At 61.2% G+C, this 26,351-nt stretch carries 34 protein-coding genes and 1 pseudogene; 24 read left to right on the top strand and 11 right to left on the bottom strand.

Annotated elements, in window-relative coordinates:
• Positions 1-32 precede the first annotated feature (32 nt).
• A pseudogene (locus ACE3O2_RS03945) lies at positions 33-239 on the bottom strand (double zinc ribbon domain-containing protein); the annotation flags it as partial.
• A 36-nt stretch (positions 240-275) separates the two neighbouring features.
• Here ACE3O2_RS03945 and bioB point away from each other — a divergent pair.
• The 11 genes from bioB to ACE3O2_RS03890 all read left to right on the top strand — a co-directional run bounded on the left by bioB (position 276) and on the right by ACE3O2_RS03890 (position 9,861).
• Complete coding sequence (gene bioB, locus ACE3O2_RS03940; protein WP_374334899.1) at positions 276-1,349, top strand: biotin synthase BioB; 1,074 nt, start codon at positions 276-278, stop codon at positions 1,347-1,349.
• A complete protein-coding gene (gene bioF, locus ACE3O2_RS03935; protein ID WP_374334897.1) occupies positions 1,336-2,511 on the top strand; it encodes an 8-amino-7-oxononanoate synthase in 1,176 nt (391 codons plus the stop codon). The genes bioB and bioF overlap by 14 nt, the downstream gene beginning before the upstream one ends.
• The gene (gene bioH, locus ACE3O2_RS03930) at positions 2,511-3,272 is read left to right on the top strand and encodes a pimeloyl-ACP methyl ester esterase BioH (RefSeq protein ID WP_374334895.1); all 762 of its coding nucleotides are present in this window, start codon (positions 2,511-2,513) and stop codon (positions 3,270-3,272) included. Before bioF ends, bioH begins: the two co-directional genes overlap by 1 nt.
• Positions 3,265-4,149 carry a malonyl-ACP O-methyltransferase BioC gene (gene bioC / locus ACE3O2_RS03925; protein WP_374334893.1) on the top strand — a complete coding sequence of 295 codons (885 nt, stop codon included), beginning with the start codon at positions 3,265-3,267 and terminating at the stop codon, positions 4,147-4,149. Before bioH ends, bioC begins: the two co-directional genes overlap by 8 nt.
• The gene (bioD, locus tag ACE3O2_RS03920) at positions 4,146-4,829 is read left to right on the top strand and encodes a dethiobiotin synthase (RefSeq protein WP_374334891.1); all 684 of its coding nucleotides are present in this window, start codon (positions 4,146-4,148) and stop codon (positions 4,827-4,829) included. Before bioC ends, bioD begins: the two co-directional genes overlap by 4 nt.
• A 430-nt stretch (positions 4,830-5,259) precedes the next feature.
• Positions 5,260-6,429: a cytochrome c oxidase subunit II gene (gene coxB, locus ACE3O2_RS03915; protein WP_240947077.1), complete on the top strand. Its 1,170-nt coding sequence runs from the start codon at positions 5,260-5,262 to the stop codon at positions 6,427-6,429.
• A gap of 33 nt (positions 6,430-6,462) precedes the next feature.
• Positions 6,463-8,073 carry a cytochrome c oxidase subunit I gene (gene ctaD, locus ACE3O2_RS03910; RefSeq protein ID WP_374334888.1) on the top strand — a complete coding sequence of 537 codons (1,611 nt, stop codon included), beginning with the start codon at positions 6,463-6,465 and terminating at the stop codon, positions 8,071-8,073.
• Between the two features lie 42 nt (positions 8,074-8,115).
• Complete coding sequence (locus ACE3O2_RS03905; protein WP_374334886.1) at positions 8,116-8,235, top strand: cytochrome oxidase small assembly protein; 120 nt, start codon at positions 8,116-8,118, stop codon at positions 8,233-8,235.
• 12 nt (positions 8,236-8,247) lie between these two features.
• Positions 8,248-8,778, top strand: coding sequence for a cytochrome c oxidase assembly protein (locus ACE3O2_RS03900; RefSeq protein WP_374334884.1), 531 nt, complete (start codon positions 8,248-8,250; stop codon positions 8,776-8,778).
• Positions 8,775-8,984: a DUF2970 domain-containing protein gene (locus tag ACE3O2_RS03895; protein ID WP_374334882.1), complete on the top strand. Its 210-nt coding sequence runs from the start codon at positions 8,775-8,777 to the stop codon at positions 8,982-8,984. Before ACE3O2_RS03900 ends, ACE3O2_RS03895 begins: the two co-directional genes overlap by 4 nt.
• A gap of 19 nt (positions 8,985-9,003) precedes the next feature.
• Positions 9,004-9,861, top strand: a complete 858-nt coding sequence (locus ACE3O2_RS03890) for a cytochrome c oxidase subunit 3 (protein WP_374334880.1) — start codon at positions 9,004-9,006, stop codon at positions 9,859-9,861.
• A gap of 40 nt (positions 9,862-9,901) precedes the next feature.
• On the opposite strand, the gene ACE3O2_RS03885 is transcribed toward ACE3O2_RS03890, so the two are convergent.
• Positions 9,902-10,102, bottom strand: a complete 201-nt coding sequence (locus tag ACE3O2_RS03885) for a twin transmembrane helix small protein (protein ID WP_168876540.1) — start codon at positions 10,100-10,102, stop codon at positions 9,902-9,904.
• 78 nt (positions 10,103-10,180) lie between these two features.
• Between ACE3O2_RS03885 and ACE3O2_RS03880 the strand changes: the two genes are divergently transcribed.
• From ACE3O2_RS03880 to ACE3O2_RS03860, 5 genes are read left to right on the top strand one after another with little or no spacing between them, the layout of a single operon-like run.
• Positions 10,181-10,882, top strand: a complete 702-nt coding sequence (locus ACE3O2_RS03880) for an SURF1 family protein (RefSeq protein ID WP_374334878.1) — start codon at positions 10,181-10,183, stop codon at positions 10,880-10,882.
• Positions 10,883-11,452 (top strand): SCO family protein, encoded by a 570-nt coding sequence (locus ACE3O2_RS03875; RefSeq protein WP_374334876.1) that lies wholly within the window; start codon positions 10,883-10,885, stop codon positions 11,450-11,452.
• 4 nt (positions 11,453-11,456) lie between these two features.
• Positions 11,457-12,452, top strand: coding sequence for a heme A synthase (locus ACE3O2_RS03870; RefSeq protein WP_374334874.1), 996 nt, complete (start codon positions 11,457-11,459; stop codon positions 12,450-12,452).
• Between the two features lie 16 nt (positions 12,453-12,468).
• Entirely contained in the window at positions 12,469-13,374 is a 906-nt protein-coding gene (gene cyoE, locus ACE3O2_RS03865) for a heme o synthase (protein WP_374334872.1), read from the top strand.
• 9 nt (positions 13,375-13,383) lie between these two features.
• Positions 13,384-13,962 (top strand): SCO family protein, encoded by a 579-nt coding sequence (locus ACE3O2_RS03860; RefSeq protein ID WP_374334870.1) that lies wholly within the window; start codon positions 13,384-13,386, stop codon positions 13,960-13,962.
• 62 nt (positions 13,963-14,024) lie between these two features.
• Here the strand turns inward: ACE3O2_RS03860 and ACE3O2_RS03855 are convergent, their stop codons facing one another.
• The 4 genes from ACE3O2_RS03855 to ACE3O2_RS03840 form a co-directional block, all read right to left on the bottom strand.
• Positions 14,025-14,297, bottom strand: a complete 273-nt coding sequence (locus tag ACE3O2_RS03855) for a hypothetical protein (RefSeq protein ID WP_168876535.1) — start codon at positions 14,295-14,297, stop codon at positions 14,025-14,027.
• Positions 14,298-14,421: 124 nt separating this feature from the next.
• Positions 14,422-15,219: a substrate-binding periplasmic protein gene (locus ACE3O2_RS03850; RefSeq protein WP_374334868.1), complete on the bottom strand. Its 798-nt coding sequence runs from the start codon at positions 15,217-15,219 to the stop codon at positions 14,422-14,424.
• A gap of 88 nt (positions 15,220-15,307) precedes the next feature.
• Complete coding sequence (locus ACE3O2_RS03845; protein ID WP_374334866.1) at positions 15,308-16,015, bottom strand: substrate-binding periplasmic protein; 708 nt, start codon at positions 16,013-16,015, stop codon at positions 15,308-15,310.
• A gap of 133 nt (positions 16,016-16,148) precedes the next feature.
• On the bottom strand, positions 16,149-17,180 hold the full coding sequence (locus ACE3O2_RS03840; RefSeq protein ID WP_168876532.1) for a CDP-6-deoxy-delta-3,4-glucoseen reductase: 1,032 nt from the start codon (positions 17,178-17,180) through the stop codon (positions 16,149-16,151).
• Positions 17,181-17,234: 54 nt separating this feature from the next.
• On the opposite strand from ACE3O2_RS03840, the gene ACE3O2_RS03835 reads away from it, so the two are divergent.
• The gene (locus tag ACE3O2_RS03835) at positions 17,235-18,155 is read left to right on the top strand and encodes an NAD-dependent epimerase/dehydratase family protein (RefSeq protein WP_374334864.1); all 921 of its coding nucleotides are present in this window, start codon (positions 17,235-17,237) and stop codon (positions 18,153-18,155) included.
• A 3-nt stretch (positions 18,156-18,158) separates the two neighbouring features.
• On the opposite strand, the gene ACE3O2_RS03830 is transcribed toward ACE3O2_RS03835, so the two are convergent.
• Together ACE3O2_RS03830 and ACE3O2_RS03825 are read right to left on the bottom strand one after the other, a co-directional pair.
• Complete coding sequence (locus tag ACE3O2_RS03830; protein ID WP_374334862.1) at positions 18,159-18,386, bottom strand: sulfurtransferase TusA family protein; 228 nt, start codon at positions 18,384-18,386, stop codon at positions 18,159-18,161.
• A 41-nt stretch (positions 18,387-18,427) separates the two neighbouring features.
• Positions 18,428-19,111, bottom strand: a complete 684-nt coding sequence (locus ACE3O2_RS03825) for a DUF4336 domain-containing protein (RefSeq protein ID WP_374334861.1) — start codon at positions 19,109-19,111, stop codon at positions 18,428-18,430.
• Between the two features lie 130 nt (positions 19,112-19,241).
• Here ACE3O2_RS03825 and dusA point away from each other — a divergent pair, with 130 nt between their 5' ends.
• Positions 19,242-20,240, top strand: a complete 999-nt coding sequence (gene dusA / locus ACE3O2_RS03820) for a tRNA dihydrouridine(20/20a) synthase DusA (protein ID WP_374334860.1) — start codon at positions 19,242-19,244, stop codon at positions 20,238-20,240.
• On the opposite strand, the gene ACE3O2_RS03815 is transcribed toward dusA, so the two are convergent.
• Complete coding sequence (locus ACE3O2_RS03815; protein ID WP_374334859.1) at positions 20,204-20,905, bottom strand: ABC transporter ATP-binding protein; 702 nt, start codon at positions 20,903-20,905, stop codon at positions 20,204-20,206. The two genes, dusA and ACE3O2_RS03815, sit on opposite strands and share 37 nt — an antisense overlap.
• A gap of 15 nt (positions 20,906-20,920) precedes the next feature.
• Here ACE3O2_RS03815 and ACE3O2_RS03810 point away from each other — a divergent pair, with 15 nt between their 5' ends.
• Both ACE3O2_RS03810 and ACE3O2_RS03805 read left to right on the top strand, forming a co-directional pair.
• Positions 20,921-21,511 (top strand): arylesterase, encoded by a 591-nt coding sequence (locus tag ACE3O2_RS03810; protein WP_374334858.1) that lies wholly within the window; start codon positions 20,921-20,923, stop codon positions 21,509-21,511.
• A gap of 46 nt (positions 21,512-21,557) precedes the next feature.
• The gene (locus tag ACE3O2_RS03805; protein WP_374334857.1) at positions 21,558-21,863 is read left to right on the top strand and encodes a hypothetical protein; all 306 of its coding nucleotides are present in this window, start codon (positions 21,558-21,560) and stop codon (positions 21,861-21,863) included.
• Positions 21,864-21,867: 4 nt separating this feature from the next.
• On the opposite strand, the gene nudC is transcribed toward ACE3O2_RS03805, so the two are convergent.
• On the bottom strand, positions 21,868-22,677 hold the full coding sequence (gene nudC / locus ACE3O2_RS03800) for an NAD(+) diphosphatase (protein ID WP_374334856.1): 810 nt from the start codon (positions 22,675-22,677) through the stop codon (positions 21,868-21,870).
• Complete coding sequence (greB, locus tag ACE3O2_RS03795) at positions 22,678-23,232, bottom strand: transcription elongation factor GreB (protein ID WP_168876524.1); 555 nt, start codon at positions 23,230-23,232, stop codon at positions 22,678-22,680. It abuts the gene before it with no gap.
• 238 nt (positions 23,233-23,470) lie between these two features.
• Between greB and ACE3O2_RS03790 the strand changes: the two genes are divergently transcribed.
• From ACE3O2_RS03790 to ACE3O2_RS03775, 4 genes are all read left to right on the top strand, one after another.
• Positions 23,471-23,731 carry a DUF2282 domain-containing protein gene (locus ACE3O2_RS03790; protein ID WP_374334855.1) on the top strand — a complete coding sequence of 87 codons (261 nt, stop codon included), beginning with the start codon at positions 23,471-23,473 and terminating at the stop codon, positions 23,729-23,731.
• A 102-nt stretch (positions 23,732-23,833) separates the two neighbouring features.
• Positions 23,834-24,691: a DUF692 domain-containing protein gene (locus ACE3O2_RS03785; RefSeq protein ID WP_374334854.1), complete on the top strand. Its 858-nt coding sequence runs from the start codon at positions 23,834-23,836 to the stop codon at positions 24,689-24,691.
• Positions 24,678-25,445, top strand: a complete 768-nt coding sequence (locus tag ACE3O2_RS03780; protein WP_374334853.1) for a putative DNA-binding domain-containing protein — start codon at positions 24,678-24,680, stop codon at positions 25,443-25,445. Before ACE3O2_RS03785 ends, ACE3O2_RS03780 begins: the two co-directional genes overlap by 14 nt.
• A complete protein-coding gene (locus tag ACE3O2_RS03775; protein WP_374334852.1) occupies positions 25,442-25,906 on the top strand; it encodes a DoxX family protein in 465 nt (154 codons plus the stop codon). The genes ACE3O2_RS03780 and ACE3O2_RS03775 overlap by 4 nt, the downstream gene beginning before the upstream one ends.
• Positions 25,907-26,351: the final 445 nt, after the last annotated feature.

The following is a 26,351-nucleotide window of genomic DNA, read 5'->3' as shown; positions in this document are numbered from 1 at the left end:
TGAAGGCTCAGGGGCCGACGCAGGCAGGGGCCACACAGACCTGGCTGCGATAAAGGTCGGGCGCAGCCTCGGCAGCGGGTTGGGCCCAGCCGGGGCAGGGCTTTCCAGCAGGCCGAGCACAAGGGATGGCTACCGCTGCAGTCACACAGAGCACAACGGCCCGGCAGCAGGATTTGCGCAAATTGTATGCAATTGTCCAAAAACTGACGGGCTAAAATTTGACAATCCTCGCGGTTCATCCTACCCTCGCGGCAACGTAATGACCTGTACCTGCCATGAGCCAGCATACCCTGCATTTTCAGACCCTGACCCCGTTGCAAGCACATCCGGAGGTGGCCCGTTTCACTGCCGAAGACGTGCAGGCACTGCTTGACCTGCCCTTCAACGACCTGCTGTTTCAGGCGCAGACCGTGCATCGCCAGCACTTTGACCCCAATGTGGTACAGCTGTCCACCCTGCTGTCGATCAAGACCGGTGGCTGCTCTGAAGATTGCAGCTACTGTCCGCAGTCAGCCATGCACGACGCGGGGGTGGACAATCAGCCGATGTTGCAGCTGGACGAGGTATTGAGCGCCGCCAAAGCTGCCAAAGCCGCCGGGGCCGGGCGCTTCTGCATGGGCGCGGCCTGGCGCGGGCCGGGCCAGGAAGAGCTGACGCCGGTGATCGAAATGGTCAAGGCGGTAAAGGCGCTGGGGCTGGAAACCTGTGCCACGCTCGGCATGCTGCAAAAAGGCCAGGCCGAGCAGCTGCGGGATGCGGGGCTCGACTATTACAACCACAATCTGGATACCGCGCCGGAAAAGTACGGCGACATCATCAGCAGCCGCGACTATGAAGACCGGCTGGATACCCTCAACAAGGTGCGTCAGGCCGGCATCAACGTCTGTAGTGGCGGCATCGTCGGCATGGGCGAAACCCGGCTGGAACGGGCCGGGCTGCTGGCACAGCTGGCCAATCTGGAGCCACAGCCGGAATCGGTGCCGATCAACAATCTGGTGCAGGTGGAAGGCACCCCGTTGCACGGTACCGATGCACTGGACTGGACCGAGTTTGTGCGTACCATCGCGGTGGCGCGCATCCTGATGCCGCGCAGCCATGTCCGCCTGTCTGCGGGGCGGCAGGCCATGCCGGAGGCCATGCAGGCGCTGTGCTTCATGGCGGGGGCCAACTCGATTTTCTATGGTGACAAGCTGCTGACCACCGGAAACCCGGAAGTCAGTCGCGACCAGGCACTGCTGACCAAGCTGAACATGCGCCCGCAACAGTTTGAGATGAGCCACTGCCACGACGACGAGGACGACCAGACCTCACCGACCGGCGGCTGTGGCTGTGGCCATGGCCACCGCTGAGTCACCGTTCGCCGCATTTGCGGCGGAGCTGGATGAATTGTCGGCGCAGCAGCTGCGCCGTCAGCGCCGCACCCGCACCACCCCGGCCGATACCCACATCGTGGCGGATGGTCGGGCGGTACTGTCGTTCTGCAGCAATGACTACCTGGGGCTGGCACACCACCCCTTGCTGATCGACGCCGCCAAGCAGGCTCTGGACGAATCCGGCTTGGGCGGCGCGGCCTCACATCTGGTCAGCGGCCATCACTTGCAGCATGCCCGCCTGGAGCAGCGGCTACAGGCGTTTACCGGTTGGCCCGCGCTCAGTTTTGCGACCGGCTATGCGGCCAATGTCGGCATCATCCCGGCGCTGGTCGGGCGTGAGGACGCCATCTTTGCCGATCGCCTCAACCATGCCTCGCTGAACGACGGCTGCCTGCTGTCCCGCGCCACCTTTCGCCGCTTTGTCCATCAGGACCTGAACCAGCTGGCCACCCTGCTGGCCACCACACCCGCCCGGCGACGGCTGATTGTGGTCGATGGCGTCTACAGCATGGATGGCGATCTGGCTCCGCTACCAGAGTTGCTAGCTCTGGCCGAGCAATATGATGCCTGGCTGTATGTGGACGATGCCCACGGCCTGGGGGTACTGGGCGAGCACGGGCGAGGTTGCGCGGAATACTGGGGCCTGCATCACCCGCGCTTGATCCAGTTGCTGACCTTTGGCAAGGCGGCAGGGGTGCAAGGGGCGGCGGTCTGCGGTGATGCCCTGCTGATCGACTGGTTGCTGAACCGTTGCCGCAGCTACATCTACACCACGGCATCGCCACCGGCGCTGGCTGCCGCGCTGTGCGTAAGCCTGGACCTGATCGAAGGTGGCCAGCAGCGGCGAGAGACCTTGCGCGCCCACATTCGACAGCTGCGGGAAGGCTGTGCAGACCTGCCGTGGACCTTGCTGCCATCGGAAACGGCGATTCAGCCGTTACGGGTGGGCAGTAACGACGATACGCAGAAGCTGGCAGATCGCCTGTGGCAACGCGGACTATGGGTGCCCGGCATTCGTCCGCCTACGGTCCCGGTGGGGCAGGGGCGCTTACGTATTTCGCTCAGCGCGGCGCATACCGAAGACGATATTCGCCTGCTGCTGGAAGGGCTGCATGCCTGCGCCCGGGAGTGGGCCTGATGGTGCGGGTGGAGAGCCACGGCGCGGGTCCCGATCTGGTGCTGTTGCACGGCTGGGGCATGCACGGCGGGGTATGGGGTGAGTTCGTATCCCGGTTGAGTGCGTTTGCCCGCGTGCATGTGGTGGATTTGCCGGGGCATGGTCATTCTGCCTTGTGCACCCCCTACACGGTGGTGAGTCTGACGGAAGCGATTCTGGATGCCGTGCCGGAACAGGCGATGTGGCTGGGCTGGTCGCTGGGAGGCATGTTGGCCTTGCAGGCGGCGGCTACCCGGCCACAGCGGGTAACCCGCCTGGGCCTGATGGCCAGTTCGCCGTGCTTCATGCAGCAGCCCGATTGGCCGTGTGCCATGCCGGAGGTGGTGCTGCAGCAGTTCGTGGACCGGCTGCAGGCGGATATTGCTGCCACTGTGCAGCAGTTTCTGGCCTTGCAGGCGCTGGGTAGCCCGGAGGCACGCCGCCAGGTACAGCAGCTGCGCCACAGCCTGCATGAGCGGCCCCTGGCGAGTGCCGAGGCGTTGGCAGCGGGTTTGCAACTGCTGCGCGACAGCGATTTGCGCCCGCTGCTGCCTGCCGTGAAGCAGCCCACTGTCCTGCTGTACGGTGAGCGCGATACGCTGGTGCCGATCGGGGCGGCGCACTGGCTGCAGACACAGTTGCCGCAGGCACGCAGCCTGCTGCTGCCCCAGTCGGCGCATGCGCCGTTTTTGACCCATGGCCGTGAGTGTGCGGCATTGATTCGTGAAGTGTTGTATGCCTGAAGTGTTCCAGCCTGAAAAACGCCTGATGCGGCGTGCTTTTGAGCGTGCGGCGGGTAGCTATGACGCCGCCGCAGTATTGCAGCGGGAGGTGTGTGACCGTATGGCCGAGCGGCTGGATTACATCAAGCATCAGCCGCACCGGGTGCTGGATGCCGGTTCCGGCACCGGCTATGGCAGCGGCCTGCTGCGCACCACCTATCCCAAGGCGCAGGTGCTGGAGCTGGACATTGCGCACAGCATGTTGCTGGCGGCACGTCGCAAGCAAGGCTTGCTGAAGCGCTGGCTGGCGCCATCGCCCGCCCTGTGTGCCGACATTGAGCGCCTGCCGCTGCAGGCGGACAGCGTGGACATGATCTGGTCCAACCTCGCCATCCAGTGGGTGACGGACCTGGACCAGGCGTTTGCCGAGTTTCACCGGGTATTGCGGCCAGAAGGCTTGCTGATGTTTTCCACGCTGGGGCCGGACACCCTGCGTGAGTTGCGACAAGCCTTTGCCGGGCTGGACGGGCATACCCACGTCAACCGTTTTATCGACATGCACGATATCGGCGACGGCCTGGTCCGCAATGGCTTTGCCACGCCGGTGATGGACATGGAGTATCTGACGCTCACCTACGATGATGTGCGTGCGGTGATGCAGGACCTCAAGGCCATTGGCGCCCACAATGTGACCCACGGGCGCCCACAGGGCCTGATGGGTAAGCAGCGCTGGCAGCAGGTGCTGCGTAATTACGAGCAGCTGCGGCAGGATGGCAAGCTGCCCGCCACCTACGAAGTGGTGTATGGGCATGCCTGGAAGCCGCAGCCCCGACCTGCCAGACAGCTGCCCGATGGGCGGCAGGTGATTGACTTCCACCCGCGCGGGTCACGCGGATGAAAGGTGCTGCCTTTTTCGTGACCGGCACCGATACCGAAGTCGGCAAGACCTTCAGCTCGGTGCGACTGATGCATGGCTTGCGCGCGCATGGCCTGCAGGTGCTGGGTATGAAGCCGGTGGCCAGTGGCGCACTGGTCGATGGTGAGGGGCGCTACAGTGAAGACGCCCGCGCGCTGGCAGAGGCCGCAAGTTCCGTGCAGCCGATGTCGTGGGTCAACCCTTATCTGTTTGATCCACCGATTTCGCCGCATCTGGCGGCACACGAGGCGGGCGTCGAGATTGATCTGGCTTTGCTGGCGGACCACCTGCAGCAATTGCGCCAGCAGGCGGATGTGGTGCTGGTGGAAGGCGCGGGCGGCTGGCTGGCCCCCCTCACCGATACCTTGTTCATGCGTGATCTCGCGCTGCAGCTACAGTTGCCGGTGGTGCTGGTGGTCGGCATGCGGCTGGGCTGTCTGAACCATGCGCTGCTGTCGTTTGAATCCATTCGTGCCAGTGGCGCACCGCTATTGGGCTGGGTCGCCAATCAGCTGGACCCTGTCATGCGCCATGCCGAGGCCAACCTGGCCACCTTGCGCCAGCACATCCCTGCCCCTTGCCTGGGCGTACTACCGTGGCAGGCGCCCCCCGCTTCTCCTTTGCAACTGCAGCCGTTACTGCAGGCACTACTGCAAGATTAGGCGCCATTTGCCGAAGCCCGGACCCTGCCAAGGTTCGGGTACCTTGCTGCCGATACCCTGAGTAACCTGTCCCCTTGGGCGCTTGCGCAACCGTGGCGGGCTGTCCATGCTGAATCGTGCTGGCAGTGTTGGTTTTTTTCATCATGCACTGCAATAAACCAAATTCAGGCCACCAATGGGCATTTTTTGGCCTGCAGACGTGGATGTAGGCGGTTTTTGGACAAAAACATGTTGCAGCGCGGCAACTACCTGCACAAATTATGACTTAGATCAAGATCAAGGCTGGCTTGCCCGTGTTGCTGCGCATTTGCTAACATCGACCGCGACAATTTGACACAGTGGCGGCCTCCTCATCCATTTTGAGCCGAGGAACGTGACTGGCACCGAAGTAGTGGGTATACGAGCAAGGGCATTTCCGTATGGGGGTTGCATGTTTGAAACCATGAAGCAAAGAGTGGCCTGTACGTTATCGCTGGCGTTGATGTCGCCGCTGGCGTGGGCTGCGGACACACTGCCCGAGGGCAATCAGCCCGGCAATTATCCGCTTAACCTGCAAGCGCCGAAATCCGGCATTGCCGAGCAGATTTTCAACCTGCACAGCATGATGCTGGTGGTCTGTCTCGCGATTTTCTTTGTGGTGTTTGGCGTGATGTTCTATTCCATCTACGCCCACCGCAAGTCCAAAGGCGCGCAAGCCGCGCATTTCCACGAAAACCATGTGGTTGAAGTGATCTGGACGGTGATTCCGTTTGTGATTCTCATCGCACTGTGCATTCCCGCAGCCAAAACCGTGATCGCGCAGAAGGACAGCAGCAACGCGGCGGTGACGGTCAAGGTCACGGGGTATCAGTGGAAGTGGGGTTACAACTACCTCGACGATGGCATCGAGTATGTCTCGGCGCTGGCGACCCCGCGTGACCAGATTGATAACTACGACGGCAAGAGCGCTGCCAAGAATGCCCATTACCTGCTGGAAGTGGAACCGGGTACGGAGCTGGTGGTGCCGGTTGGCAAGAAGGTGCGCCTGCTGCTGACCGCCAACGACGTGATTCACGCTTGGTGGGTGCCGCAACTGGGCGTGAAGCAGGATGCCATCCCGGGCTTCATCCGTGATGCTTGGTTCAAGGCGGATGCGCCGGGGATCTACCGCGGTCAGTGTGCTGAGCTCTGTGGCAAGGATCATGGCTTCATGCCGATCGTGGTGCGTGCCTTGCCGCAAGCGGATTACGACAAATGGAAGGCGGACACCAAGGCGCGTCTGGCCTTGGCCAAGGATGACCCGAACAAGGTATGGGCCTTGCCGGATCTGGTGGCACGGGGCAAGGGTGTATACGAAGCCAATTGTGCAGCTTGCCATCAGGCCAGTGGCCAGGGCGTGCCGGGTAGCTTCCCGGCACTGGCAGGCTCCAAGGTGGCTACCGGCCCGATCGCAGACCATCTGGGAATCGTGCTGAAAGGCAAGGCGGGTACGGCCATGTCAGCCTGGAAGCAACTGTCCGATACCGATATTGCGGCGGTGGTGACGTATGAGCGCAATGCCTGGGGCAACAACAAGGGTGACCTGTTGCAGCCTGCCCAGGTGAAGGCTGCTCGCCAGTAACCCGACCGAACCGCACGTATCAGGAGACTTACCATGTCGCATGCACAAGACGCCGCGCTCGGTCACGATGCTGGGCACGGCCACGACGATCATCACGATCACAAACCGGCGTTCTTCCAGCGCTGGTTCATGGCCACCAACCACAAGGATATTGGTGCGCTGTATCTGTGGTTCTCATTCTTCATGCTGTTTTTCGGCGGTTTGCTGGCACTGGGCATTCGTGCTGAGCTGTGGCAGCCGGGCCTGCAATTCTGGAAGCCGGAGTTCTTCAACCAGCTGACCACGGTACATGCACTGGTGATGGTGTTTGGTGCCATCATGCCGGCCTTTGTGGGCCTGGCCAACATCATGATCCCGCTGCAGATTGGCGCGCAGGACATGGCGTTTGCCCGCATGAACAACTGGAGCTTCTGGCTGATGCCGCCAGCCGCCTTGCTGCTGGTGATCTCCTTCTTTATGCCGGGTGGTGCCGCCGCCGGGGGCTGGACCCTGTACCCGCCGCTGGCTACCCAGTTCGGCATCGGCATGGACCTGACCATTTTCGCCGTGCACATTCTGGGCATGAGCTCGATCATGGGCTCGATCAATATCATCGTCACCATCCTCAACATGCGCGCGCCGGGCATGACGATGATGAAATTGCCGATGTTCTGCTGGACCTGGCTGATTACCGCCTACCTGCTGATCGCCGTGATGCCGGTGCTGGCCGGTGCGGTGACCATGCTGTTGACGGACCGTCACTTTGGCACCAGCTTCTTCAATGCGGCAGGTGGCGGTGATCCGGTACTGTTCCAGCATGTGTTCTGGTTCTTCGGGCACCCTGAGGTGTACATCATGATCTTGCCCGCCTTCGGCGTGGTGTCCGAGATCATCCCCGCCTTCAGCCGCAAGAAACTGTTTGGCTACGGCTCGATGGTGTATGCCACCGCCTCCATCGCCATCCTGTCCTTCATGGTATGGGCGCACCACATGTTCACGGTGGGCATGCCGGTGACCGCGCAGCTGTTCTTCATGTTTGCCACCATGCTGATTTCGGTGCCGACCGGGGTGAAGGTGTTCAACTGGGTGGCCACCATGTGGCGCGGCTCGCTGAGCTTTGAAACCCCGATGCTGTTTGCCATTGGCTTCGTTTCCCAGTTCACCTTCGGCGGCTTCTCCGGACTGGTATTGGCGATGGCAGCGGTGGACATCAACCTGCACGATACCTACTACGTGGTGGCGCACTTCCACTATGTGCTGGTTTCAGGTGCCTTGTTCTCCATCATTGCCGGGGTGTACTACTGGTTGCCGAAGTGGACGGGCCGCATGTACGACGAGAAGCTGGGCAAGACCCACTTCTGGCTGTCGACCATCTTCTTCAACATCACCTTCTTCCCGATGCATTTCTTGGGGCTCGCGGGTATGCCGCGCCGGATTCCGGACTATGCGCTGCAGTTCTCCAGCTTTAATGAGATCGCCTCGATTGGTGCGTTCGGATTTGGCCTGACCCAGCTGCTGTTCCTGTGGATTGTGATCAAGGTCACTTTCCTGAAGAAGGGTGCACCTGCAGCGGCCAAGCCTTGGGATGGTGCGGAAGGTCTGGAGTGGACGCTGCCGAGCCCGGCACCGTATCACAGCTGGGATGTGCCGCCGACCGTCAAGTAAGCATGGGGGCGGGTGCCGGTCACCCGCCTGCGAGGAGTATGGATGAGTACCTCACCGGAAGTGCAGCAGAAAAACCGCCGCCTGCTGTGGATTTTGCTGTCGATTGTGTTGACCGTGTTTGTCGGCGTCATGATCAAGCAGTGGTTGTTTGGCCACATTTGACGGGGTGATGCTGTGTTGTACCTGCCGGTGTTGAACCGCAAGCTGTTGTTCAAGCTGACTATTGTGGCCTTGCTGATGTTCGCAGTCAGCTACGGCATGGTGCCGTTTTACAAGCACCTGTGCGAGGCGCTCGGCCTGAACAGCCTGCTGCAAGCAGAAAGCCCGGCCAACACGCAGGTGGATGCGACACGGCAGGTGGTGGTGGAGCTGGACAGCAATGAACGCGGCAGCAGCCCGTGGCAGTTTCGGCCCAAGATGAGCAAAGTGAGTATCCACCCGGGACAGGTGCAGCAGGTGGCGTATGAGGTGGTCAACCGGACCAACCGGACGGTCGTCATCCAGGCGGTGCCGAGCTACGCGCCGATGCAGGCGGGCAGCCACTTCAAGAAGCTGGAGTGTTTTTGCTTCCGCCAGCAGAAGTTTGCGCCGGGTGAACGACGGGTGATGCCGGTGGTGTTTCTGGTGGACAGTGCGCTGCCCAAGGACATCGGTACCGTCACCTTGTCGTACACGTTTTTTGAAGTTGAAGGGAATCAGTCGTGAGTGAACCCCAGCCCCGCAACAAGCGATCGCCGATTGTGGCGGTATTGTGGAGCTTTCTTGGGGTTCGCAGTAACCAGGATTACCAGCAGGATGCGCATCGCCTGACGGCGAAGCAGCTGATCATCACCGGGATTATCGGTGGCGTGCTGTTTGTGCTGACTGTACTGGGCGCAGTCAAATACCTGATCGCTACCAGCGGTCACTAAAGGAGAGAGGGAAGACATCATGGCCAGTACGCAGCATCAGCCGCATTACTTTGTACCTCAGCCATCGAAGTGGCCCCTGGTGGGCTCAACCGCCATGTTCTTCCTGGGACTGGGCGCTGCCTTCACCATGAATCACATGGAGATGGGGCACTATGCACTGGGCATCGGCTTTGCCATCCTGCTGTACATGCTGTTTGGCTGGTTTGGCCAGGTTGTCGGTGAAAGTGAGAGCGGCCTGTACAGCAAGAAGGTGGACATGTCCTTCCGCTGGAGCATGAGCTGGTTCATTTTCTCCGAAGTGATGTTCTTTGCCGCCTTTTTCGGTGCGCTGTACTACATTCGGGTGATTTCGGTACCCGAGCTGGGCAATATGACCCACAAGCTGCTGTGGCCGGACTTCACTGCCATGTGGCCTGCACAGGTCGCGCCGGTGGCACCGGAGCACTTCACCCCGGTGGCTGCCTGGGGCTTGCCGGCCATCAACACCCTGATCCTGCTGACGTCCGGCATCACGGTGACCATTGCTCACTGGGGGCTGATCAAGAATAACCGTGCCCAGCTGATCTGGGGCCTGGCGGCGACGGTGGGCCTGGGTGCACTCTTCCTCTACTTTCAGGTGGAGGAATATGGTCATGCCATTGCCCATGGCAACCTGACACTGGCCTCGGGTGTGTATGGCTCTACCTTCTACATGCTGACCGGCTTCCACGGCGCGCATGTGACGCTGGGTACCATCATGTTGCTGGTGATGCTGGTGCGCTCAATCAAGGGCCACTTCAAGCCGGATAGCCACTTTGCCTTTGAAGCCGCAGCCTGGTACTGGCACTTTGTGGATGTGGTGTGGCTGGGCCTGTTTGTCTTCGTCTACTGGCTGTAAGTTGAATCATCGGGTGTGCCAGCCCGGCTGGCACACCCGATTACAAATGCTGGTTTGGCAGGATGTGGAAATACAAGCCCGCCATCAGTAACAGAAACAGGCAGACGGACAAGCCAATGCGGAAAGTCAGCGCCCGCACCAGTCGCTCGGAAGACTGGCTTTTCCGGCTCAGCAAATAGTAAACCGCAGAACCCATGCTGGCGACGATGGCCAGCAGCATGACGATGACCACAACCCGCATGGTGTTCCCCTCTCTTGATGTCCGCAGCACAATCCCCGTATTGTACTTCAGGCTTGAACAGACCGGCAGGGCCGCTTGATGATGAGCACGCGCCGTTTTCAACCCCGCTGGTGGGCTTGGCTGATGTTGCTGGTGGGAGTGCTGCTGGCGCTGCGGCTGGGCTGGTGGCAGTGGAGCAAGGCTGGGCATAAGGCGGCCCAGCGGGCGCAGCTCACACTCATGCAGCAGTCCCCGGCGCTGGACGCGGCAGCGATGCTGAAACAGCCGCCACAGCCCTGGCAACCGGTGCAATTGCAGGGCAGCTGGCAGCCGCAAGGCGCAGTCTGGCTGGATAATCGGGTGCAAAACGGTGTGGCGGGCTACGAGCTGTGGATGCCGCTGAAGCTGAGTGGTGAATCGCGCTGGCTGCTGGTCAACCGCGGCTGGGTGTCACGCGTGGGCAAGGCGCAAGTCTCACTTGCCGAGCTGGCGCGGACGGACAGGGTGCATGGTGAGGTGGTCTGGCTGGGACCCTTGCCCATGGAATTGAGCAAGGATGTGCAGCAGGGTATGCTCTGGCAAAACCTGAACCCGCAGCGCTATCAGGAGCACTACCGGCAAGCGGTGTTGCCGTGGCTGGTGCGGCAAACCGGTGCCGTGGAAGCCGGGTTGGCCCACGACTGGCCTGAGGTGGACGATGGACGCCTGCGCAATGTCAGCTATGCCGGGCAGTGGTTGTTGATTGCGGTGCTGATGGTGGTACTGTTCGTGGTGGTCAATCTGAAAAAGCAGGAGGCGTGATTGAGTCTGGCAAACAACCGCAGGACCCTGTACTTGCTGGCTCTGCTAAGTGCGGTTCCCATCATGGCGGCGACCGTGGCCTATTTTTTCTTCAAACCCACCACGGTACGCAGTTACGGCACCTTGATGCAACCGGTTGCGCCCGCCCGGCTGGAAGGTTTGCAGACGGTGGAAGGCAAAGCCCTCACCACAGAGCGCTTTGCCGGTAAATGGTGGCTGCTGACCGTGGGTGCGGCAGAGTGCACCGCACCGTGCCTGCAGCAGGTGCATGCCTTGCGGCAGATCCGCCTGGCTCAAGGCAAGGATATGGGGCGGGTAGAGCGGGTGTGGCTGGCGACGGGTACTGCGCCGCTGGCATCGCTGCCAGCGATGGATCGCGAAGGCCTGCTGGTTGCTCGTGGCGGTGAGGCTTTGCTCAAGCAATTGCAGTCGTTTGGTGCGCCGGAGCACGCCATCTTCATTATGGATCCGCATGGCAACCTGGTGTTTCGCTATGCCCCCGATGCGGTGCCGCACTCCGTTATTCAGGAGTTTGCCAAGCTGTTGAAAAACAATCAGGGGCTGGGCTGACACCATGGCATACCGCAAACTGGTGATCTGGACCACCCTCATTACCGCGCTGCTGCTGGCGCTGGGTGCCTATGTCCGCCTGTCGGATGCGGGCCTCGGCTGTCCGGACTGGCCGGGCTGCTATGGCAAGCTGAGCCCGGCTCATGCGGCGGAGGAAATTAGCGCGGCCCAGCAAGCCCATCCCACCGGTCCGGTGTCGATGGGCAAAGCATGGAAAGAGATGATTCACCGCTTTGTGGCCAGCGGTGTAGGCTTGCTGATCATTGCCATCACGGTCATGGCCTGGCGGCAGCGTGAACGCCTGCAGCAGTCGCCGCTACTGGCCAGCGTGTTGTTGCCGCTGGTGATTTTCCAGGGTCTGCTGGGCATGTGGACGGTCACCTTGCTGCTCAAGCCCGCCATTGTCACCTCGCACTTGATCGGCGGCATGACCCTGCTGGGGCTACTTAGCTGGCTGGCAATGCGGCAGGTCTTCACTAAGCACGCTGCATCCGGCAGCGAATATCGACATCTGCGTGGCCTGGCCTTGCTGGCTTTGCTGGTGCTGGCCTGCCAGATCATTCTGGGCGGCTGGGTCAGCACCAACTATGCGGCAACGGTGTGCTCGGATTTCCCGACCTGCCAGGGCCAATGGTGGCCGCAGACGGATTTCCGCCATGCCTTCCATGTCCTGCGCGAGCTGGGAGAAACCCCTGACGGGCAAATGCTGACCCAAGCCAATCTCACCGCCATCCATATGGTGCACCGGCTGGGTGCGCTGCTGACCTTGCTGGTGGTGGGCGCGTTTGCCTGGCGGGCGCAGCACGCCTATGGTCTCACCCGGCATGCCCGCATCGTGCTGGCGTTGCTGTTGCTGCAGGTGTCGCTGGGGATTGGCAATATTCTGCTGCAGCTGCCACTGGCGGTGGCGGTGGCGCATAATCTGGTGGCAGCCTTGCTGCTGTGCAGTGTGGTGACACTGAATTATCGCGTCTGGACCGGGCGTATCCGTAGTGCATGATGAGGGCGATATGGGCATGACAATCAGTACCCCCCCTGCTTCCACCCGCCTGCGCTGGCAGGAATTCATGGCCTTGACCAAGCCACGTGTGGTGTCGCTGATCGTATTCTGCGCGGTGATCGGCATGCTGCTCTCCACGCCAGGGATGGTGCCCTGGCCGGTGCTGCTGGCGGGTACCGTGGGGATTGCTGCAGTGGCGGGCGCTGCCGCCGCCATCAATTGCCTGGTGGAGCAGCGCATTGATGCGGTGATGGCGCGTACCAAGGGCCGACCCTTGCCCAAAGGGCAGGTGTCCGAGCGCGAGGTGCTGCAGTGGGCCGTGCTGCTGGGCGGCGGCGGCATGGTGCTGCTCTGGCTGTGGGTCAACCCGCTGACCATGTGGCTGACCCTGGCAACCTTTGTCGGCTACGCCATCATCTACACCCTGTTGCTCAAGCCCTCGACGCCGCAGAACATTGTGATTGGCGGCGCCAGTGGTGCCATGCCGCCGGTACTGGGCTGGGCCGCCGTTACCGGGCAGGTGCCAGCGGAAGCCTGGGTGCTGTTCCTGATCATCTTTACCTGGACGCCACCACACTTCTGGGCACTTGCCCTGTACCGCAAAGATGAATACGCCAAGGCGGGGCTGCCGATGCTGCCGGTGACCCATGGCCCACAGTTTACCCGGCTGCATATCCTGCTCTACACCGTGATCCTGTTCGCAGCCACCTTGCTGCCGGTGGCCATCCGCATGTCGGGCTGGATCTACTTGGCGAGTGCGGTGGTGCTGGGGGCCTACTTCCTGTGGCTGGCCATTCGCATTCACCGTCACTATAGCGACGCTTTGTCACAGCATACCTTCCGCTATTCCATCCTATACTTGTCCCTCTTGTTCGCCGCGTTGCTGCTGGATCATTACTGGCACTGGCCGGTCACCGTTTAAGGGGCATGGATGATGTGGCGCTGGCTATGGATGGTTGTGCTGTTGCTGGGTCTGCAGGGCTGCAAGCAGCCGGAGCCTTTTGTAGCCACCGACATTACCGGCTCCGCCATCGGCGGGGATTTCTCGCTGGTGGATTTCAATGGCAAAGCCCGCAAGCTGGCCGACTTCAAGGGCAAGCTGGTGGTGCTGTTTTTTGGCTATACCCACTGTCCGGATGTCTGTCCGGTGACACTGGGAGAACTCGCCACTGTGCGTAAGCGGATGGGTGAGGATTTCCGCGATGTGCAGGTACTGTTTGTTAGCGCCGATCCGGCACGCGACACTGCAGCCGTGCTACGGCAGTACGTGACCTATTTCTCGCCTGATTTCCTCGGGCTACGTGCCGAAGGTGCAGCATTGGCCCAGTTTAAAGCAAATTACAAACTGGTCGGGGAGGCGCAAAAACCGGACGCCAACGGCAATTATGCCGTAGACCATTCCGCCGCTTCCTTTGTGCTGGACCGGCAGGGCAGGGCCAGGCTGATGGTGCCGCTGGGTCATGGCACGGAAAACTGGGTGCACGACCTCAAGCTGCTACTGGCCGAGTAGGCCACCCGAAAACAAAACGGCCCTTGCGGGCCGTTTTTTCGTTTGATGCCACATCCTGCGGTTCAGTGCAGGATGGCTGAGCTCAGGCAGCGCAGCAGGCCACGGTCTTCCAGCAGATAGGAGCCTTCACCCAAGGGTTTGGCGTTTTCCAGTTCGGACAGGGTAAAGTCCACTTCATCATCAGCCACGCTGATTTCCAAGACCACATCGTCGGGGTGGCTGGGTTCATCTTCGGCAGGCACGTACAGAAAATCCGGCCGGGCGTATTCACCATTGAACTGGATCATGTCGGAGCGTTCCAGTACATGCAGGATATCGGTGTTCGGGTTACGCATGCTGCACCTCCTTCTGGCGGGTGAACGGTCGTGATGTCTGTTACTGGATATATCGGTCTCTACTCCTGAAATTCAAGTTATTTCATCATGCAGCAAGCCACAGGCCTGCGCAAGCCAAAGCGGATCAGCGGGTAGGGGTGCCGGGGGGTACGCCGATCACCTCCACCCGCATGGGAACCTTCTCGCCAGGTAACCAATGCTGGTAGATACGCGCAAACTCACCACTGTCCTTGACCGCCTGCAGCGCCTGACGCCAGCTTTCAATGGTACTGGCCGGTGTACCTTTGGAAAACGCCAGGTACAGGGCATTTTCTTCTACCGCCATGACACTGCGGATGGCAGTGGTAGGCTCGCGCAGCTCTTTCAGGATGGCGGGGGCGGTGAGGTTGGAGTCGTACCAGAAGCGTACCCGCCCGGCCAACAGTTTGCGTGCAGCACTTTGCGGATCGGGCGAGATATCCAGGGTGTCAAAGCCCTGTCGCTCCAGCTGCTGCTGCCAGACGGAATCCTTGTATACACCGACCAAGCCCATGGTCTTGGCTTCTTCCAGCGTACGCAGCTGCACGTTGTCATTGCGGCGCACATACAGATGGTTTACCCCCAAGGCCACCGGCCCCAGCATGGTGAACAGTTGCTCGCGTTCCGCCGTACGGGTGGTGGTGAACAGCATCACATCCGGCAAGGTGGTGGCCATGCGATAGCCACGGGCCCACGGCACCACCTGGATCGCCTGCTGCTGGCCGATTCTCCTCTGCATGGCCTGCACCACCTCCACCGCCAGACCAGTGGGTTTGTCAGCCTCACTGAAGGTAATTGGTGGCCATTCTTCGGTAAAAACCTGCAAGGCTGAGGCGGCCATGCTGGCGAGGATCGACAACAAAAAGGAGAACAGCAGTATTGCTTTCAGCCGTGGCATCTTCATTATGCCTCCCACAGTTCCCGTCTCTGTTTGCACTATAGACAAACAGAGACGGTCTGCACAAAAAGCAGGATGGACGGCAATCCAGCCATCAATGGGGCAGAATGCCGATCACTTCCACTCTCATGGGGGGCTGCTCGCCCGGGAGCCAGCGCTGGTAGATGCGGGCAAATTCCCCGCTTTGCTTGAGCGCCTGCAGGCTGGTACGCCAGCTCTCGATGGTAGCCGCTGGGGTGCCTTTGGAGAAGGCCAGATAAAGGTTGTTTTCTTCGACAGCCATTACGCTGCGTATGGCCGTAGTGGGGACGTGGAGCCCTTTCAGAATGGCTGGCGCGGTCAGGTTGGAGTCAAACCAGAAGCGGACTCGCCCGGCCAGCAGCTTGCGTGCAGCGCTTTGCGGGTCCGGTGAAATATCGAGGTTGTCAAAGCCCTGTCGCTCCAGGAATTGCTGGAACACCGTATCCTTGTAAACGCCTATCAGACCATGCAGCTTGGCATCATCCAGCGCCCGCAGTTGGAGGGTATCCGCTTGCCGCACATACAGGTTATTGATACCCAGTGCAACCGGGCCCACCAGGGTGAACAGCTGCTCACGCTCAGCCGTACGGGTGGTGGTAAACAGCATGACATCGGGCAGGGCGGTGGCCATACGATAGCCTCGCGCCCAAGGCACCACCTGGATATCCTGCTGTTGGCCCAGCCGCTTCTGGATGGCCTGTACCACTTCCACCGCCAGCCCGGCGGGTTTGCCCTCACGGCTGAATGTGATGGGGGGCCACTCTTCCGTGAACAGTTGCAAGGCACCTGCCGGCCGGCAGGCCAGCAGGAAGAGCCACAGCAAAAGGAGAGGGCGTTTGGGCATCATGCCTGTACTATAGTCAGCCCGCCAAACATCAATATGGTTTGGCAGACGAGAGGTTGCCGCTGCTGCTTCAACCGTTGGGCTTCATGTCCTTGGACAAGAAGAAGGCATCCGAGAAGAACTCGTCTTCGGGCAGACCCCGCTCACGTGTAAAGGCATTGTGGGCGGCCTCCACCACGATGGGGGCACCGCAAGCGTATACCTGATAACCGGACAGATCGGCAAAATCGTCCAGTACCGCCTGGTGCACAAAGCCAGTACGGCCCTGCCACTGGTCTTCCGGCAGTGCATCCGAGACCACCGGAATGAAGCTGAAGTTGGGGTGCAGGGTCTGCCAGCTTGCGGCCAGCTCAAACATGTACAAGTCTTTGGGACGGCGCGCGCCCCAGTAGAACACCACCGGGCGGTCGCACTGTTCGTGCAGCATATGCTCGACTATCCCTTTGATCGGCGCAAAACCGGTGCCGCTGGCCAGCAGAATCATCGGTTTGTCGCTGTCTTCACGCAGGAAAAAGCTGCCATGCGGGCCGTTGAAGCGCATGATTTCGCGCTCTTTCATGCCATTGAACACATAGTCGGAGAAGCTGCCCCCCGCCACGTGCCGGATATGCAGTTGCAGGAATTCGTCATCATGCGGGGCATTGGCCAGCGAAAAGCTGCGACGTTTGCCATCCTTCATCAGGATGTCAATGTACTGCCCCGCCATGAATTGCAGGCGCTCGTTGGTCGGTAGCTTCAGCGACAGCACCGCGACATCGTCTGCCGGTTTGTCGATCGACTGTACCCGGCACGGCAGGGTACGGGCCACAATGTCCTTGGCGCCGGCCACTTCACGCACTTCCAGTGTCACATCACCCTGCGGTACGGCGCAGCAGAACAGCGCCTTGCCCGCCGCTTTGTCAGTCTCACTCAGGGCATTGGCAGAATGGTTGCCATAATCAACCGTGCCTTCCAGTACATTGCCTTTGCACGAGCCACACGCGCCATTGCGGCAGCTGTAGGGCAGGTTGTATCCAGCGCGCATGGCGGCGTCCAGGATGGTTTCACCCTCATTTGCGGTAAACTGGTGGCCGCTGGGTTGCAAAGTGACTTGGCGAGACATGACGTTAACGTTCCCTGTTGTGCGGATACCGGTGCGTGTCCGAGGATCCTGCCCATGAAAATACCCTTGCATCGTCGTAAACCCGCCCTGCTGCTGGTGGGGTGCGGCGATATTGCCTGGCGTCTGCTGCCGTGGCTGCTGCCCCGGTTTCGCGTGTACGCACTGCTGCGCAATCCGGAGCGCGCCGAGCGCTGGCGTGCGCAAGGCGCACACATCTTGCCGGGGGATCTCGACCGCTGGCCGGTTTCCACCCGTCGGCTCGGTTTCGTTCGCCATGTGGTGATGCTGGCACCACCGGACCCGGACGGGCGGGATGACCCTCGTGGACGCCGCCTGCTGGCAATGCTATCCCGCGCAGACTCAAGCAAATTCAACAGTTTACCACAAGCCATGGTCTACATCAGTACCAGCGGTGTCTATGGTGATTGTGGCGGGGCAGCGGTGCCGGAAACCCGGCCCTTGGCGGCGCGCAATCCGCGTGCCTTGCGTCGGGTCGAAGCAGAGCAGCGCCTGCGGCATTGGGGTCGTTCTGCCCGGCGGCGGCTGAGCATCCTGCGGGTACCCGGCATTTATGCCGCAGCGCGCTTGCCGGAAGCACGGTTGCGCGCCGGTACAGCGGCGCTGCACGGAGCAGAGGACAGCTGTACCAATCACATCCATGCTGATGACCTTGCCGGAATCATAGCGGCAGCATTGTTTCGGGGCAGGCCGCAGCGGGTGTACCACGCCTGCGATGATTCCCGGCAAAAGATGGGAGACTACTTCGATGCCGTGGCCGATGCCCTGCACCTGCCGCGCCCGCCGCGTATCAGCCGCGCTGAAGCGCAACAGCAGCTGTCACCCGGTTTGTTGTCTTTCCTCAATGAGTCACGCCAGCTGGAGAACCAGCGGCTGAAGCGGGAATTGCGCTATCGCTTGCGCTACCCGACGGTGGCTGAGGGCTTGCGTGAGCTGGGGCTGACACGCGGGGCGTAGGTCTTACTTGCGCTGCAGCACAAAGTGGAAAGCCCCGTCGACCTGCTCGGACAGCAGCAGTTGATGCCCGGTCTGGCGGCAAAACTGGGCGAAGTCGGTCGGGGTGCCGGGGTCGGTGGCCCACACCTGTAGCGTCTGGCCGCTGCTCATGTCGGCCAGTGCCTTCTTGGTACGCAAAATGGGCAGCGGGCAGTTCAGCCCTTTGAGGTCAATGTCGAGGTCGATGTGCATGATGCCATTCCAGCTGAGGGTCTTATTGTCGCACAGCGGGCTCAGCGTTCAAACCAGTTGAGTGCTTGCAGCAAGGTGGCCTTGGCATCCTGCTCCAGCACCGTATTGTGGCCGAGGATTACCCGCGAGATCGGCCATTGCAGCATCTGCCGGATGCTGTCTCGCGCGGCGGGCTTGTCGCGGGTGACGAAACGCACCAGTCGCGACACGTTGGGTGCCTTGCGCACGCCCATTAGGCTGGCGTAAGCGCGGCTGCTGGCGGGGACGTCACCCATGATCCACATGCACAGATCGGTGAGGATCAGGGTTTCGCTGGCGCGGTGCAGCCAGACCGATTCGCCCATCGCCGGAATGCCCCGGATGGGCAGTTGCAACAGCTCATCCGCCCATTCCGGCAAGGCTTGCTCGGGGAGCGGCTGCAGGGTGGTCAAGTCCGGACGTTTGCGTGCCAGACCGCGTGGCCCGTACAGTTTGGCCTGAGGGAAGGCCCGCTGCCAGTCTCCCACAAACAGGTGATGCATCTTGCTGGGGGCCACCAGCCAGGCCACCTCTCCCAAATTGCTGACCGCGGCTTGCAGCTCCGGGGTCAGCCGGATCGGTGAATGCAGCCACAGTTGCCCATTGGCAAAGCGGACCACCGTCATGCGCGAACTGGCCTGGATGCCAAAAACGCTGAACTGATGTTGGGCGTGCCACAGATTGGGGGCCAGGGCGTGCAAGGTCATGGTCGGGCTCGTCAGCAGGAAAAGCTTACTCTAACGGTCTTGCTGCCCAGCAGCAACGCCTGTCGGAAACTTTGCCGTGCGGCAGAGCCTTCAGGTAGCATGCCATCCTTTTGCACGACCTCTACCTGACATGACTGCCCTGCCGACCCGGCGTCTGGCGATTGCGCCAATGCTGGACTGGACCGACCGCTTTTACCGCTATTTCTTCCGCCAGATCAGCCGCCATGCCTGGCTGTATACCGAAATGGTCAACACCGGCGCCATCTTGCATGGTGACCGTGAGCGCTTTCTGCGCTTTGACCCGCTGGAGCAACCGGTGGCGCTGCAACTGGGAGGCAGCGATCCGGCCGACCTGGCACGCTGTGCCAAACTGGCGGAGCAATGGGGCTACAATGAGGTGAACCTCAATGTCGGCTGCCCCAGCGAGCGGGTGCAATCCGGCTCGTTTGGTGCCTGTCTGATGGCTGAGCCCGCGCTGGTGGCGGAATGTCTGCAGGCGATGCAGGACCAGGTGTCGATCCCGGTGACGGTGAAGCACCGCATCGGCATCAATGAGGTGGAGCATTACGACTATCTGCGCCACTTTGTGGAGGCAGTCGCACGGCACAGCCAGACCACGGTGTTCATCGTGCACGCCCGCAATGCCATCCTCAAGGGCTTGTCCCCCAAGGAAAACCGGGAAATTCCGCCGCTGAAATACCCTTATGTCTATCAGCTGAAAGCCGAATTTCCTGAGCTGGAAATCCTCATCAACGGCGGCATCACCACGCTGGAGCAGGCGGAAGCGCATTTGCAGCATGTCGACGGTGTGATGATCGGGCGCGAGGCCTACCATAACCCTTACGCACTGGTGCAGGCGGATGCCCGGCTGTACGGTGACGATCACCCCTTGCCGACCCGTACGGAAGTGCTGCAGGCGTTTCTGCCCTTTGTGGAACGGGAGCTGCAGGCCGGGGTGCCCCTCAAGTTCATGACGCGCCACATTCTGGGTCTGTTCCAGGGCTGCTTTGGTGCGCGGGTGTGGCGGCGCATGCTGTCTGACGCCAGTCGCCTCAAGGCCAATGACCCGCAACTGCTGCTGGAAGCCCTGGCTCAGGTGGTGGACGATTCCATCGTTTCCGTCAGCTGACGCCCCCCCGACAAGGTAAGCCGACGCTGGCAGCGGCGTGCCAGCTCCTCATCATGGGTAATCAGTACCAGTGTGGTGCCGAAGCGCTGATTGAGGTCAAACAGTAGATCACTGATTTGCTCGCCAGTATGGGCATCGAGGTTGCCCGTCGGCTCATCGGCAAACAGCAGCTGCGGGCGGATGACAAAGGCGCGCGCCAGCGCCACCCGCTGCTGCTCACCACCGGATAACTGTGCCGGCATGTGCTCGATGCGCTCGGCCAGACCCACTTGCTGTAACATGTCTCGCGCACGGGCATCGGCTTCACGGTCGCCAGCCAGCTCCAATGGCAAACGCACATTCTCCAGTGCGCTCAGCGTGGGCAACAGCTGGAAGTTCTGAAACACAAAGCCGACCCGGCCTGCACGCAAACGGGCTCGGCCATCCTCATCCAGCCCGGCCAGTGATTGGCCGAACAACTGCACGTCGCCGTGGTCAAACTGGTCCAGTCCGGCCAGCAAGGCCAGCAATGTGGATTTGCCCGAACCGGAGCGGCCCACCACCGCCAGGGTTTCACCGGCGTGAACCGTCAGGTGGATGTCCTGCAGCAAGGGCAGGGCCTGATCGTGGACTTGAACCGTGCGCCCGAGACGGGTGGCTTGCAGGATGGCCGTTGTATCAGTCATGGAGGGAAGTATACCTTGCGTCGTATCGTATTCGGATTGTCAGGCCTGCTGGTCGGCATGGCCCATGCGGCTACCATTCTGGTGCTGGGGGACAGTCTGTCCGCCGGTTATGGTTTGCAACGTGACCAAGGCTGGGTGGACCTGCTGAGCAAGAAGGTAGCGGGTCAGCATCAGGTGGTCAATGCCAGTGTATCGGGTGAAACCAGTGCTGGCGGCCGAAGCCGCGTGGCGGCCTTGCTGCAGCAGCACCGGCCGGGCATTATCATCGTCGAGCTGGGTGGCAACGATGCCCTGCGCGGACTGCCGCTCAATACCACCACGGACAACCTGTCTGCCATTGTGCAGCTGAGCCAGCAGGCTGGCGCCAAGGTGCTGCTGGTGGGCATGCAGATGCCTGCCAACTATGGCAAGGCCTACAACGAGAAGTTCAGTGCGGTGTACCGTCAGGTGTCCGAGCAGCGACAAGTTCGCCTGATGCCCTTGTTCCTGGCCCCATTGGCGGGCAAGCGCGAGGCGTTCCAAGCGGATGGTATCCATCCGGTGGCCGCCGCACAGCCCTTGCTGCTGGAGGCGATCTGGCCCTATCTCAAGCCGCTGCTGAAATAAAGGTGCTGGCTGTTTCTTGCGCAGCCACCCGGCTATAATGGCCGATATGCCCCCTCGTCCCCTCTCTCTGCTCGACTTACTGTTCGGAGGCCTTTGCCTGGCTGGTGGGGCGGCTTTGCTCGGGCTGGTGCTGCACGTGCTGCTGCAGTCCCCATCATGGGGGCCGCTGCTGGTGATCGTACTGTGGTGGACGGTCTGGCTGGGCATGCAAGGCGTCAAGAGTGGCAAGCAGGTGCTGCACGATGTGCTGCACTGGTTGCACTGGCGGCGGCGTCACCCAAAGGAGGCCGCCGAGCTGGAAGCCAAGGCGGAGGAGGTGGCGCCAGAAGCGGAAGAAACTCCCGCCGCCTGAGGGTTCAGCCTTCTTCCTGACGGATCTGCGCCACCACGTGGCTCAATAGCTGGTGCGCAATACTGGCCTTGAACGGCCAGTTTGGCAGATCGTCGATGTCAAACCAGCGCGCGTCCTCGATCTCGTACTGATCCGGGCTGAGCTCACCCTCCAGATAGTCTGCAGTAAAGGCCAGCATCAGCGAGTGCGGAAACGGCCAGCTCTGGCTGTGGAAGTAGCGCAGGTTGTGGATGCGTACGCCGACCTCTTCACGTACCTCGCGGTGTACGGTCTGTTCCAGCGACTCCCCGGCTTCGACAAAGCCCGCCAGCGCGCTGTAGACCCCCGGCGGGAAGTGTGGGCCGCGTGCCATCAGCAGCTGTTTGCCACGGCGAACCAGCACCATCATGGCCGGGCTGATACGCGGCCAGACCTGATGCCCGCAGGCGGTGCACTCACGCGCCCGCTCACCCGGCTTGATCCGGGTCGGGTTACCGCAGACACCGCAGAAGCGATGGCTGCGGTCCCATTCCAGAATCTGGCTGGCACGCCCGGCAATCTGGAACAGCTCATTGCCGATCAGCGCGTGGCTGGCCCGCAGGCCCACCCACTGGCAGCCTTCCGGCGTATCGTCATGCGGGTAGTGGGCGGTGTAGCAAGGGGTGTCTTCCAGCTGGCCCAGATAATGCAGCCCGTCGGTCTGGGCCGGAAGCGGCGCCAGTTGTGGCGGTTCACCTTGCAGCAGCAGCTCACCGTTACGGAACACAAAGTAGAGTGGCGCTGCCGGGCTGTCAGCTGGCGGGGTTAAGGCCGGTTCAAAGCGAGAGGGCAACATTCAATCCAGATCCTCGTAGCGGACGTCGAGCACGTCCAGTTCTTCCCAGCCATTCGGGGTTTGTAGGCGCACCACATCGCCAGCGCGGGCTTTGTTCAGCGCGCGGGCAATCGGTGAAATCCAGCTGACATAGCCACGCGCTGGGTCGATTTCGTCCAGCCCGACAATGGACACGGTCCGCTCCACCCCGTCGGCATGGCTATAGCAGACAGTGGCACCAAAAAACGCCTGGTCGGTATCGGTGCGGGTGGTCGGCACCACCTCCGCCTGTTCCAGCCGCTTGGTGAGGAAGCGGATGCGACGGTCGATTTCGCGCAGCCGCTTCTTGCCATACAGATAATCGCCATTTTCCGAGCGATCACCATTGCTGGCGGCCCAGCTGACCACCTGCACCAGCTCCGGGCGGGTGGTGGTGACCAATTGCCGCAGCTCATCCTGCATGCGACGGTGCCCTTTGGGGGTCATGTAGTTCTTGCTGCCGGACGGAACAGGCGGGGCACCGCCCAGATCATCATCGTCGTCCTGATCGTTTTCGCGGGTAAAGGCTTTGCTCATGGGGCATGGTGTGATGGCTGCTGGTGAACTATGCTACCTGCAGGCAGATTTTTTTCCAAATGCCTGTAAGAATAACGGGGTCACGCCTGACCAAGCAGCAGGAAGGTTGCAGTTGAAGCCGCGGGAACAGAACCCGAAGGAAAAGGTCCGACGTAGTTCAGGATTCATTCATCTGCAATCGCTTATGTTTTCCCTTACGCTGCCGGCAGGGTAGCCCAACTCAACAAGGAGTAATTTCATGGACAAGAAACACGCACTGATGCTCGGCGCCGTTTCCGGTTTGCTGGCGCTCAGCTTGACCAGCGGCGTGGCCCAGGCCGATGGCGCCAAGGAAAAGTGCTACGGTATCACCAAGGCGGGCCAGAATGACTGCGCTTCGGCCAATGGCTCGCACAGCTGCGCTGGTCAATCCACCACCAACAATGACCCGAACGAGTGGAAGTACGTGGCGGCAGGCAGCTGCGTGAAAATGGGCGGCAAGCTGAAGCCCGCCAGCTGAGTCTGAACGGTTGTTTGGGCGGCAATTGCCTGCCCATGCGGGCCGCCGTGTCCTTCGGGATCGGCGGCCCGTTGTGTTTGCAGGATCTGACAGGAGAGGGCCGTGGTATCGGTCAAGCAAGGTTTGCCGCTGGCAGCGGGTTTGGGCTTGCGCAGTCCACATGTGCGCGACGTGGTGCAGCAACGCCCGGATGTGGCATGGTGGGAAGTACACAGCGAAAACTATTTTGGCGGCGGCCGTAATCTCGACGCGCTGCGGCGGGTGCGTGCCGACTACCCGATCAGCTTGCACGGCGTGGGCATGGGGCTGGGCAATCCCGGCCCGCTGGACCCGCATCACCTGACGGCCTTGCAGCACCTGGTGCGCGAGATTGAGCCGCATAGCGTGTCTGAGCACCTGAGCTGGAACCGGGTGGGCGACACTGTGTTCAATGACCTGCTGCCCTTGCCTTACCGCCAGGACGCCCTGCTGCATGTGGCGGACAAGGTGAACCAGTTGCAGGATGCGCTGGGGCGTACGGTGCTGATCGAGAATGTCTCGGCCTATGTGCATTTTGCTGGGGCCGACACCGACGAGGCCGCGCTGCTGGCCGAGCTGCATCGCCGTACCGGCTGCGGCATCCTGCTCGATGTCAACAACGTCTACGTCAACCAGATCAACCTCGGGCTGGACCCGCAGGCCTTCCTGGCCGCCTTGCCGTGTGACGCCGTGCAGGAGATCCATATTGCCGGGCACAGCCAGGGCGATGGTTTCCTGCTTGATACCCACGACGCCGCCGTGATCGAGCCGGTATGGGCGTTGCTGGAGCAAGCATGGCAGCGTTTTGGGCCGCAGCCGACCTTGCTGGAGCGGGACGGCAATATCCCGCCGTTGACCGAACTGCTGATTGAATACCAAGAAGTCAGCCGTCGCCTGCAGCAGCACCGGTCCCGCACGGAGGTGAACCATGCCCTCGCTTGAGCAACAGCTGGCAGGCATGGCCGCCGTTTTGCTGGGTGAAGATGTGCCTGCCGCCTTGTTTGACGCCAGCAGCCCGGCGCGGATTGCCGCTTACCGGAACAACCATGTGGGCAACCGGGTGGAGGCACTCAAGGGTGCTTACCCCATCTTGCAGCAGCTGCTGGGTGAGGACTTCTTCCAGGCGCTCGCCCAGCGCTTTGTGCGTGATCATCTGTCAGAAAGTGGCAACCTGCACGACTATGGTTCAGGGCTGGCTGATTTCCTGCAGATATTCCCGCCGGTGGCGGACTATCCCTATCTGCCGGATGTGGCCCGCCTGGAGTGGCAATTGCACCGGGCGTATTACGCCGCAGACCGGGCGGGGCTGAGCCCCGCGGTATTGGCGGCGTGTCCGCCGCCGCAGATTGCACAGCTGCGCTTTGTCTTGCACCCAGCGGTGGCCTTGCTGGATTCACCCTGGCCGCTGACCGCCATCTGGGCGGCACACCAGCCGGGGCTGGATGAGGTGCCGGAGGTCGATCTGGGGCAAGGGGGCGGGGCGGTACGCGTCTGGCGGGAGGGGCTGCAGCTGCACGTCGAATCGATCACGGCGGCAGAAGCAGCCTTCATGCTGGCGGTGATGCAGCAGCAGCCGTTTGCCGAGGCGCTGAATACGGCGCTGCACTGTGATGCGGGGTTCGAGCCAGGGCCTTTGCTGCAAGACTGGATGCACAGGGCGATCCTGTGTGAAGTACACTGGAGTGACGAGGAATGAACAAGACATTAGCGCGGCTTTGCCAATGGCACCAGGCCGGAGAAACACTGGCCGCCTGGCTGAATCCTTTGGTGTTGTTGCTGTTAAGACTGTACCTGTTTCGTGTGTTTTTCCTCTCAGGGCTGACCAAGCTGCGCGACTGGGATACCACGCTGTTGCTGTTCAGCGAGGAGTATCACGTCCCCCTGCTGCCGCCGGAACTCGCGGCGGTAATGGGTACCTTTGGCGAGCTGGTGATGCCGGTATTGCTGCTGCTGGGGATTTTTGGCCGCTTTGCCGCAGCCAGCCTGTTCATGATCAACCTGATGGCCTTTGTGTCCTACCGGCATGTGCTGTTGCTGCCCAATGCCCATGCGGCGGCGCTGGACCATCTGGAGTGGGGCTTGCTGATTCTGGTGCTGGTGGCGCAGGGTAGCGGCCGCTGGTCTTTATGGCGCAGCAAGGTTGCTGCAGCCGTTTGAGTTGACTGTTTTTTGGGCAACGCCAAAAACCGTTGCCCGCTCATGGGCTTAGCATGGTTTTCCACAGGCTGTCCCCGTTTGCATTCAGGCTGTGCGTGGGTAAAATCTGGCGCTGACCATTTTTTGCACAATCCATAAAAATGTTTTGTGAACAGGGGCTTACCCCACCCATCCACAGCTTGCCCTCAGCCCGGTTCAACTTCGCTGTGCATGAGTGCGGTGGGTGGGCTGAATCAAAGCCCTGACGAGGCCTGAGGGTAGGGGTTGCCTGTTTTTTGGGCAAGCAGTAAAAGTGCCACAACAACAGGGTGTTGCGGGGCTTATCCACAGCTGCCCCACACGCCGGCACATGTTCTGTGTGCATGAAGTACGGACTGTTCCCCGGCCGGCCTGTCATGGCCCAGTAATACACCCGCCGTAAGCTTGTCCGCATTATGGACCTGCA

The sequence above is a fragment of the Leeia sp. genome (genome assembly GCF_041909055.1).
Lineage (GTDB): Bacteria > Pseudomonadota > Gammaproteobacteria > Burkholderiales > Leeiaceae > Leeia > Leeia aquatica.
This window is presented reverse-complemented; position numbering and strand designations above follow the sequence as displayed.